Genomic DNA, 9,591 nt, shown 5'->3' with positions numbered 1-9,591 from the left:
CGTGGCCGTAATTGACACCCTCACTCCAGATAGGCGTTCGGGCAATTGCGTCCAGCAGCGGCGACTGAATACCCTTGGGAAAGTGCGCACGCGATAGCGCGATCACACCCTTGAGCACGCGTGTACAGTCCTGTTTCTGTTCAGCGCTCGGTGTTCCGATCGCCACCATGCGCGTGATGTCGGTGGTACCACCAAGGTACTGCCCGCCCGAATCGATCAGCAGCAAACCGTCGCCTTCTATCCGCGCATGCTCCGCCTCGGTCGCGCGGTAATGCGGCATCGCGCCATTGGCGTTGAATCCCGCAATGGTGGCAAAGCTGGGCGACACATAACCCGGACGTCGCTCGCGTGCCTGAGTGAGCTTTTCATCAATGGTCAGTTCGCTGACAGGCTCTCGCCCCAGCGCACTGTCCAGCCAGGCGAAGAACTCGCAGAGCGCGGCGCCGTCCTGCTCCATGGCCTGACGGATGTGGGCCGTATCGGTCTCGGTTTTTTGCGATTTCAGCAACGTGCTCGGGTTGAGCCCTTCAACCAGCGTGACCTCGCTGTCCAGGTAATCGAGCAGCCCGCAGGTAACCCGGGCCGGATCGACCAACAGCCTCGCGTCCTTCGGCAGCTCGCGCAAGGCAGCGCCAATCTGCGTGTATTCCATGAGGTTGATACCGTCGCGCTCCAGGCGCGCACGTACCGAATCCGGTACTTTCTTCGAGTCCACGAACAGCGTAACGCTTTGCGGACCGATCAAGGCAAATGCGATGAACACCGGATTGTAGGAAACGTCTGCGCCACGCAGATTGAACAGCCAGGCGATGTCGTCCAGTGTGGCGATGAAATGCCAGTCAGCTTTTCGCTCGACGATGATCTGACGAACCCGCGCGAGTTTTTCGTTACGGTCCAGTGACGCCTGGGGAGGCAAATGCTCGTAAATCGGGTGAGACGGCAATGCGGGGCGGTCCTGCCACAGCTCGGTGAGCAGGTCGATATCGGTTCGCAGCCGCGCACCACGTTCGTAGAGCTTGCTTGCCAATGTCCGCGAAGAGGCAACGGCCAGAACCGCCCCATCAACGGCAACCACGCTCTCTGCCTTGGCTTCATCTGCCAGCCATTCGAGCGGGCCTTGCTGGCCGGGCATCAGCTTCACCAATTCGATGCCGCTGCCAGCCAGTTCCTTGGTGGCCTGTTCCCAATAGCGGCTGTCAGCCCATATGCCGGCGAAATCTTGGGTGATGATCAGCGTACCGACCGAGCCGTGAAAACCCGACAGCCACTGGCGCCCCTGCCAATAGCCGGGCAGGTATTCGGAGAGGTGCGGATCCGCTGACGGCACCAGATAGGCATCGATGCGCTCCCTGCTCATCAAGGCGCGGGTTTGCGCCAAACGTTCTGCCACGTCTGAACTGGCATTGGATTGCGTACTCATTGACTCTCCTGCTGACCCGGAAATTGACTGCTTTCACCGGTTCAGATAATGGAGCACTCATCGAGCCTGAGCAACCGCCCAGAACGCTGGCTGAATCAGAGAGGCGCGAATCGAGTCAGCCGCGCGCGCTATGTCCTGCTCGCGAGTGAAGCGCCCCAGACTCAGGCGTATGGTCTGGCTGGCGGCCTGCGGGCTCAGCCCAAGGGCCAGCAGGACATGCGACGGCAGGTTTTTCGCCGAGTTGCAGGCGGAAGTGGATGAAAAGGCGAGGCTCTCACCCAGCGCGGCGACGTCCAGATCGTTATGGGTGAACGTAAAACTGAGTGTGTGGGCAATCCGCTGTGTGGGACTGCCGTTGATACACACCCCGGGAATCCCGGCCAGGCGCTTACAAAGAAGATCGCTCAGCCGCTGTATTTCAACCACCTCACCTTCGAGCACCTCTGCCGCCAAGGCAAAGGCCGCGCCCATTCCGGCAATCTGATGCGTTGCCAGTGTCCCCGAGCGTAAGCCACATTCGTGCCCTCCCCCATGTATCTGGGCGAGAACACGCTGCTGCGCACGCGGACCGACGTACAAAGCGCCGATGCCCTTGGGCCCGTAGATTTTGTGTGCCGAGAGCGACATCAAATCTACCGCGAGCTGGCTGAGGTCGATTGGCAGCTTGCCAGCGCCCTGTGCAGCGTCGACATGCAACAGCGCCCCGTGCCCCCGTACGCGTCTGCCGATTTCGGCGATGTCGTTAACGGTACCCAGTTCGTTACTGACCAGCATCAGCGAGACCAGAAATGTATCGTCACGCAAGGCTGCACTGACGGCATCGGCACTGATCAGGCCCTCGCTGTCCGGCGCCAGCCAGGTGACCTCGACGCCCTCCTGCTCAAGTTGACGGGCGGTGTCGAGGGTAGCCTTGTGCTCGATCAGGCTGGTGATGATATGACCGGGTTTGCCTCCGGCGGCGGCTGCCTGGCGCTTGGCACGCTCCTGAGCCACCCCCTTGATTGCCAGATTGCTGGACTCTGTCGCGCCGGAAGTCCAGATGATCTGCGAGGCTTGCGCACCCACCAGATGCGCAACCTGCTCACGGGCAAGCTCCACTGCAAGGCGGGCCTTCTGGCCGAACGAATGGGAGCTGGAGGCCGGATTGCCGAAGTTGCCTGACACCCCCAGGCAATCGATCATCACTCTGATAACGCGCTCGTCCACAGGGGTGGTGGCGGCGTAATCGAAATACAGCACTGGCTCGTTCATGCGCGCTCCTCGTTCACAGACCATGAAGAGGATCATGCACGAAATCAAATAGAACTAAAAATTATCAATTAATATTTATATAGACAAAAATAGAATATAAAGAAATTTTCCATCGTAAAATCTGTTGATCTCTGCACGCCCGACTGAGGCGGCAGTCTGTGTCATTAAATACACATCGAAAGATGATATTTTTTTGACAGTCTTATAAATCAATACTTTAGATTCTCCAATCTACCATTTATCAAAAATCTAACAGAAACCTGACGAAATAATTTGACAGATACCCTGCCGCCACCGATATATAGGACCGTCAGGCACACTCCGGTTTTACGCACATGCCGCAGAGCATAGCGTCGGAATAATCAGCCGAAGTTGACTGCTGTCCCGTCTCACCCTGTCAGTTATTTCCACGGCGCTTATCCGGCGCTGGCGGATGCCTGTTGACTCTCCATTCCTTTTTTAAATGCTGAATGCGTTCGGTGTGGCGGTAGCGTTGCCTGTTGCAATGCGACCCACTCGACGCTTATGCGTTGATGCTCGGTAAACGGCTCCCTGACTGGATCGACCGATTCGGCGGTAGCGTGCCCGGCAATCAACGTACGTCTGCAACGGATGCCCGGTCACCCGCTTGGCAACGCACTGATTCATAGAAACATGGAGGCTTCGATGATTAACGTGACCAAGACGTACCTGGGTGATATCGACCAGTTCAAACGCTATGTCGAAGGCATCTACGCACGTGGCTGGCTGACCAATCACGGGCCGCTGGCCAGGGAACTGACAGACCGACTCAAGGACTACCTGGGCGTCAGGCACATTATTCTGACCAACAACGGCACCCTGGCCCTGCAAGTGGCCTATCGGGCGCTGGGGCTGAGCGGCAGCGCAGTGACTACGCCATTCAGTTTTGTCGCGACCAGCAGCTCGCTGCAATGGGAAGGCATTCGGCCCATCTTTGCCGACATCGATGCGCACACCTGGAACATCTCGCCCAACCACATCGAAAACAGCATTACCGAAGACACCACGGCGATCGTCGCCACCCACGTGTTCGGCAATCCTTGCGACGTGCAAGCCATCGAGCAAATAGCCCGCAAGCACAAGCTCAAGGTCGTCTATGACGGCGCACACGCATTCGCCGTGCGTCACGCAGGCCAGTCGGTGCTCAATCACGGGGACATCAGTACCTTGAGCTTCCATGCCACCAAGCTGTTTCACACCATTGAAGGTGGCGCGATCATCACCAACGATGACGAGCTGGCCAGACAAGCCCATCTGATGTGCAACTTCGGCATTTCCGGCGTCGACCGGATCGATGGCCTCGGCATAAACGCCAAGCTCAATGAGTTCTCCGCCGCCATGGGGCTATGCATTCTCGACAACATCGGCAACATTCTCGAAGCGCGCGCGGAGATAGCCGACCACTACACTTCGTCGCTGCAAGATTATCTGGATCTGCAGACACCCCAGGCCGATAGCCAGCTGAATCACAGCTATTACCCCGTGGCCTTGCGCGACGAGCAACAATTGCTGGGCGTGCGCACGGCACTCAACCAGCACAAGATCAACCCTCGCCGCTACTTCTACCCGTCGCTGGACACCCTTGAATACCTGCAGCCGCAACCCGGCCAGCTGGTGTCCAGAGCGTTGAGCGAGCGAGTGCTGTGCCTGCCGATCTATCCCGGTCTGCTGAGAAGCGAGCAGGACCTGGTCATCCGCACCCTGATCGAAGCCTGCAGCGAGACTGACTATCGGGCTTGCACCGTTGCACGGGTCTGCTGACGATCATGCCAGGCAAACATTCCCTCATTCGTAACACCCTCCTGAATTACGGCGGGCAGGCTTACGTGCTGCTGGTCGGGATTCTGATCATGCCGTTCTATCTGGGCCACCTGGGTGCAGAAGCGTACGGCCTGATCGGTTTTTTCACCCTGCTGCAGGCCTGGCTGCAATTGCTGGATGTCGGCCTGTCGCCCAGCCTGGTACGTGCGGTGGCGAATGCGCGAGACACTCCAGCACGTAAACAACACCTGGGTCGTCTGCTGCGCTCGTTCGAACTGATCTTTCTGCCGTTGGCAATGTTCAGCGCCCTGCTTGTCGCGGTCGCCAGCCCCTGGATCGCCGCACACTGGCTGAACGCAAACACGCTACAACCCGACACGCTGACCCATTGCGTCAGTTTGATGGGCATCATCATTGCCCTGCGCCTGTATTCGACGCTGTACAGAAGCGCGATTCAGGGTCTTGAACAACATGCCTGGCTCAACGCCGCCAATGTTTCGATCGCGACGTTGCGCTACTTCGGTGGCCTGGTGCTGGTCAGTCAGTTTTCCCGGGACCCACGGGACTTCTTTGAATTTCAACTGGCGGTGGGGCTGGTCGAAACCCTGCTGTTTGCCGGCAAGGCACGTGGGCAAATGCCTGCACCGCATTGGCTGACCGGCCTGGACTGGCCATTGATCAAGCCGATCCTGCCGTTCGCCGCCAGCCTGTCGCTGAGTGCTGTGCTGTGGATCGTGCTGACTCAGGTGGACAAGGCTCTTTTGTCGAATCTGCTGCCGCTGGACCAGTACGGCTATTTCTCATTGGTGGCGTTGATCACTACCGGCATCGTGATGCTGACCAACCCGCTGGTCCAGACGCTGCTGCCGCGCCTGACCGTGTTGATGGCCGAAGGGCGACGCGACGATATGCACGCCCTGTTTCTGGCCGCCAATCGCCTCGCCTGTACCTTTTTATTCCCGCTGGCTGCGGTCATTGCCCTGTATGCAGAGCCGTTGATCCTCGCCTGGACCGGCGATCCGGTTGCCGCGCGCTGGAGTCGTCCGGTGCTGGGCTGGTATGCGCTGGGCAGCGCCATCATGGCAGCCAGTGCCTTTCAGTTCTATTTGCAATACGCCTATGGCCGGATGCATTTGCACCTGTGGTACAGCCTGATATCGACGCTGGTCAGCGTGCCGGTGATGGTTCTGGCGATCCATTACCAGGGCGTGTACGGCGCGGCGTTGGCGTGGTTTTTTCTGCGGGCGACGTCCTTCGCGATATGGCCAGTCATCGTGCATCGACACTTGGCCCCCGGTCTTCATCGCCAGTGGTTGAGCGACATTCTGCGGATCAGCGCGATGAGCGCTGCAGGCCTGGTGGTCAGCGCCCCTGTCTTCAATCTGATTGCCGGTGAAAGCCGAATCAGCGTGCTTCTGGCACTCGCGCTCAGCGGGCTTGTCACCCTGACACTGGTGGCGACGAGTCATCGGCCGCTGGCATCGAAACTCTATGTTCTGTTCAGTAAACCGAGTACTTGAGCCATGGACGACACTGTAAAGAATACCGACGAAACCTGCCTGGCGCCGCCGCTGCTGAGCATCGTATGCCCCGCCTACAATCAAGAGGGCTTCATCGCTCAGACGCTGGACGGGCTTTTGGCACAGCAGACCGATTTCAGGTACGAAATCCTGATCAACGACGACGCCTCCACCGACGGCACCGCGCGCATCATTGCGCACTACGCCGAGCGGTATCCGACGATCATTCGGGCCTTCTATCAGCAGGTCAATCAGTACAGTCAGGGCAGCGCATGCGTCCCGGGCCTGTTTGGCGAAGCACGCGGTCGCTACATCGCCTACTGCGAAGCCGATGACTACTGGACCGATCCGCAAAAACTGCAGCTGCAAGTGGACTTTCTCGAAGCTCATCCGGATTACGTCATCACTTATCACGACGCGTTCGTCTTCGATGAGCACGGGCAGTATGGCGTGCAGTTGCAAGGTCATCTGCGCGCCGATGCCTCGGCGCTGGAGTTGCAAAAAGCGAGACGCCTCTCGACCCTGACTGTCTGTTTTCGCAATGTGTTCAGCCAGATGCCGCCCGAATTGAGCCTGTGCAGCGCGCCGTTGAACGATATGTGCTGGTGGTCGTTGCTGGGGGCCTACGGCAAGGGCAAGTTCATGGCCGGGATCAAGCCGGCCGCCTATCGCATGCACCCTGGCGGGGTGTTCTCGATGCGCAGTGACAAACGCAAGTTGCACATGAACCTGCAGACCTGCTCAAGCCTGGCCAACTATTACAACCGCCTGGGCAATCAGCCGCTGTACCAGTATTTCCTGATGCAGACGGTGTGCCTGTCGCTGGCCGCACTCGCCCCCCGCCACAAGCTGCAGACGGTGTGGAAGGTGGCAGGCAACGTGATCGGCAATCTGCGCAGGCGCCTGTTGCCGGACACTGGCAACGCTCATGTTCAGTAGTGTGCTGGTGTTGTGCGTCGGCAACGTTTGCCGCAGCCCGATGGCGGTCGCGATGCTGCATGAACGCCTGAAGGCCACGCAGGTGCGTATCCAGTCGGCAGGCATCGCCGCGCTATCGGGTTCGTCGATCGACCCGACGGCACATGCGGTGCTGCAGTCGCACCGGGTGCAGCCTCGGCGGCATGCCGCTCGCCAGGTGAATCGCGAGCTGCTGCGCGAGGCCGACCTGATCCTGCTGATGGAGCAGGCGCATTTTTCCAACGTCCTCGAACTGGCCCCCGAAGTGCGCGGCAAAGCGTTTCTGATCGGTAAATGGCAGGACCCGCTCGACATCACCGACCCTTACCGGCGGCCCGCGTCAGCCTTCGAACAGACCTACGCGCAGCTCTCACGCTGCATCGACGACTGGCTTCCCCATTTTCAGTCAGGAGCAACAGGATAAATGACCGTCATGAACCATCCTTCCCTGAATTTCCAAGCGGACTCCCGGATTGATCTGGCAACGGTCCTGCGGATGCTGTTCGATCACAAGACCCTGATCCTGTTGACCGTCGGCCTGTTTTTTCTGCTCGGCCTGGGCTACGCCATTCTGGCCACGCCGGTGTATCAGGCCACCGCCATGATTCAGATAGAACCCCGAAAAATCGGCATCGAGGGTACGCCGGAAGTCAGTGCCAAGCCACTCTCGGTGTCGCAGGCGACCACCGAGATCGAGTTGATCAAGTCCCGCGCGCTGCTGGGCAAGGTCGTCGACGATCTGAAGCTCAATAGGCTCCAGACACCTGATTTGTTTCCTGTGATCGGTCCTTATCTGTATCGCACCTTCAAGCCCGCACGCGACGGTGAACTGGCGCAGCCTTTATTCGGCCTGACCCAATATGCGTGGGGCGGCGAAAAAATAGAGGTGTTCCAACTGGAAGTGCCAGAGCACCTGCTGGGTGAAAAACTCACCCTGACCGCAGGCAAACCCGGCCAGTTCTCGCTCTACGATAGCAAACACAATCTGCTGCTCGGCGGGGCGATCAATCGCGTGGTCGAAGGCCACGGAATCAAGATTCAGGTCGCTACGTTGCAGGCCCGGCCCGGTACCGATTTCACTGTCTCCAGACAGCGCACACTCAGCACCGCGCTGATCTATCAGAACCGCCTGAAGATCGCCGAGGCCGGCAGGGATTCGGGGATCATCTACCTGTCGATCGAGGACCAGGATGCGCATCGGGCCAACCGGATTCTTGATGAAGTCAGCCATCTGTATGTACGCCAGAACGTCGAGCGCAGTTCTGCCGAAGCCGCCCAGCGACTGCAGTTTTTGCGCTCGCAGTTACCCGCCGTACGCAAGCAGCTCGAAGAATCGGAAACCGCACTGAATACCTTCCAGACCAGCGCCCGGTCGGTGGACCTGAGTATCGAAACCAAGGGGGTGCTTGACCAAGTGGTCAGTCTCGACTCAATGCTGTCGGAACTGAAACTCAAACGCGTCGAACTGGAACGGCTGTATACCCGCGAGCACCCGACCTATCGCAGCCTGATGAGCCAGATGAACCAGCTGGAACAACAGCGCCAGGGCCTGCTGAAAAAAATCGACGCGCTGCCCATGACCCAGCAGGAGTTGTTGCGCCTGACCCGTGATATGCAGGTCATCAGCCAGACCTACACACTGATGCTCAACAAAAGCCAGGAGCAGGACATTCTGCGCGCCGGCAACATCGGCAACGTACGGGTCATCGATAACGCCGACACCAATGTCGAAAGACCCGTCAAACCGATGAAAACACTGATCGTGCTGATTGCCACGCTGCTCGGCGCGCTGGTCGCGATGACCATGGTTTTCGTGCGCCAGGCGTTCTATCGCGGCATCGAAAGCGCCGAGATCATTGAAAATCTGGGCATGCCGGTCTACGCGTCGCTGCCGCACTCGCGCCAACAGGAGCATCTGGACAAGCGCGACCATGCCGGACAGGAGTCGAAGTTGCTGAGCATTGCCGCGCCCGCCGAGCTGGCGATCGAGTCATTGCGCAGCCTGCGCACAAGCCTGCACTTCGCCATGCTTGAAGCGCGCAACAACGTGCTGATGATATCCAGCCCGACACCGGGTGCCGGCAAGTCTTTTGTGTCGAGCAATCTGGCGACCATCATTGCCCAGACCGGCAAACGGGTCCTGCTGATCGATGCCGACATGCGCAAAGGCTACCTGCATCGCCTCTTCGGTCTGCAACCCAAACACGGGCTGTCCGACACACTGGCGGCGCGTCTGCGCTGTACCGAGGTCATCAACAGCACCCGTGTCCGGCATCTGGATTTCATCTCCTGTGGTTTCGCCGCGCCCAACCCCTCGGAGCTGCTGATGCATGACAACTTCCACAAGATGCTTGCCGAACTGTCGCCGCTGTATGACCTGATTCTGATCGACACCCCGCCCATCCTGGCCGTGACCGATGCGACGCTGGTGGGCCGTCAGGCGGGCACTTGCCTGCTGGTGGCGCGCTTTGGCATGACCACCGTCCAGGAAATCGAAGCCAGCAAACGCCGTCTGGGTCAGAACGGAATTCTGATCAAGGGCGCCATTTTCAACGCGGTGGTGCGCAAGGCCACGACCTCCGACTACGACTACGCCGCCTACGGCTACAACTACCACCCCGCGCCCCGATAGCCGGGGCGCTGCTTGCCGCTGACCGAGCT

7 protein-coding genes (1 of these 7 running past the window's edge) are annotated in these 9,591 nt (G+C 59.1%); 5 read left to right on the top strand and 2 right to left on the bottom strand.

Going from position 1 to position 9,591, the window contains the following annotated elements; all coding sequences use genetic code 11:
- Both PCPL58_RS12840 and PCPL58_RS12835 read right to left on the bottom strand, forming a co-directional pair.
- Positions 1 to 1,420 carry the 5' portion of an aminopeptidase P family protein gene (locus tag PCPL58_RS12840; protein ID WP_065349557.1) on the bottom strand. The gene continues 389 nt to the left of window position 1, outside the view, so 1,420 of the gene's 1,809 nt are visible here — the first part of the coding sequence; the start codon lies at positions 1,418 to 1,420; the stop codon falls past the left edge of the window.
- Positions 1,421 to 1,477: 57 nt separating this feature from the next.
- Positions 1,478 to 2,671, bottom strand: a complete 1,194-nt coding sequence (locus PCPL58_RS12835) for a cysteine desulfurase family protein (RefSeq protein WP_065349556.1) — start codon at positions 2,669 to 2,671, stop codon at positions 1,478 to 1,480.
- 666 nt (positions 2,672 to 3,337) lie between these two features.
- On the opposite strand from PCPL58_RS12835, the gene PCPL58_RS12830 reads away from it, so the two are divergent.
- The 5 genes from PCPL58_RS12830 to PCPL58_RS12810 are packed head-to-tail and all read left to right on the top strand — an operon-like array spanning position 3,338 to position 9,562.
- Positions 3,338 to 4,453, top strand: coding sequence for a DegT/DnrJ/EryC1/StrS family aminotransferase (locus tag PCPL58_RS12830; RefSeq protein WP_065349555.1), 1,116 nt, complete (start codon positions 3,338 to 3,340; stop codon positions 4,451 to 4,453).
- A gap of 5 nt (positions 4,454 to 4,458) precedes the next feature.
- Positions 4,459 to 5,973 (top strand): lipopolysaccharide biosynthesis protein, encoded by a 1,515-nt coding sequence (locus PCPL58_RS12825; protein ID WP_065351042.1) that lies wholly within the window; start codon positions 4,459 to 4,461, stop codon positions 5,971 to 5,973.
- Positions 5,974 to 5,976: 3 nt separating this feature from the next.
- Positions 5,977 to 6,912: a glycosyltransferase family 2 protein gene (locus PCPL58_RS12820; RefSeq protein WP_065349554.1), complete on the top strand. Its 936-nt coding sequence runs from the start codon at positions 5,977 to 5,979 to the stop codon at positions 6,910 to 6,912.
- Positions 6,902 to 7,354: a low molecular weight protein-tyrosine-phosphatase gene (locus PCPL58_RS12815; RefSeq protein ID WP_003436458.1), complete on the top strand. Its 453-nt coding sequence runs from the start codon at positions 6,902 to 6,904 to the stop codon at positions 7,352 to 7,354. The genes PCPL58_RS12820 and PCPL58_RS12815 overlap by 11 nt, the downstream gene beginning before the upstream one ends.
- Complete coding sequence (locus PCPL58_RS12810; RefSeq protein WP_065349553.1) at positions 7,355 to 9,562, top strand: polysaccharide biosynthesis tyrosine autokinase; 2,208 nt, start codon at positions 7,355 to 7,357, stop codon at positions 9,560 to 9,562. It begins immediately after the preceding gene.
- Positions 9,563 to 9,591: the final 29 nt, after the last annotated feature.

The organism is Pseudomonas cerasi (genome assembly GCF_900074915.1).
Classification (GTDB): domain Bacteria; phylum Pseudomonadota; class Gammaproteobacteria; order Pseudomonadales; family Pseudomonadaceae; genus Aquipseudomonas; species Aquipseudomonas cerasi.
The sequence above is the reverse complement of the archived record's forward strand: the minus strand, read 5'-3'. Positions and strand labels throughout refer to the sequence as shown.

Coding starts and splice junctions, on each gene's coding strand:
- PCPL58_RS12815 (WP_003436458.1), top strand. CDS start 6,902: ATGTTCAGTAGTGTGCTGGTGTTGTGCGTCGGCAACGTTTGCCGCAGC.
- PCPL58_RS12810 (WP_065349553.1), top strand. CDS start 7,355: ATGACCGTCATGAACCATCCTTCCCTGAATTTCCAAGCGGACTCCCGG.
- PCPL58_RS12830 (WP_065349555.1), top strand. CDS start 3,338: ATGATTAACGTGACCAAGACGTACCTGGGTGATATCGACCAGTTCAAA.
- PCPL58_RS12835 (WP_065349556.1), bottom strand. CDS start 2,671: ATGAACGAGCCAGTGCTGTATTTCGATTACGCCGCCACCACCCCTGTG.
- PCPL58_RS12825 (WP_065351042.1), top strand. CDS start 4,459: ATGCCAGGCAAACATTCCCTCATTCGTAACACCCTCCTGAATTACGGC.
- PCPL58_RS12820 (WP_065349554.1), top strand. CDS start 5,977: ATGGACGACACTGTAAAGAATACCGACGAAACCTGCCTGGCGCCGCCG.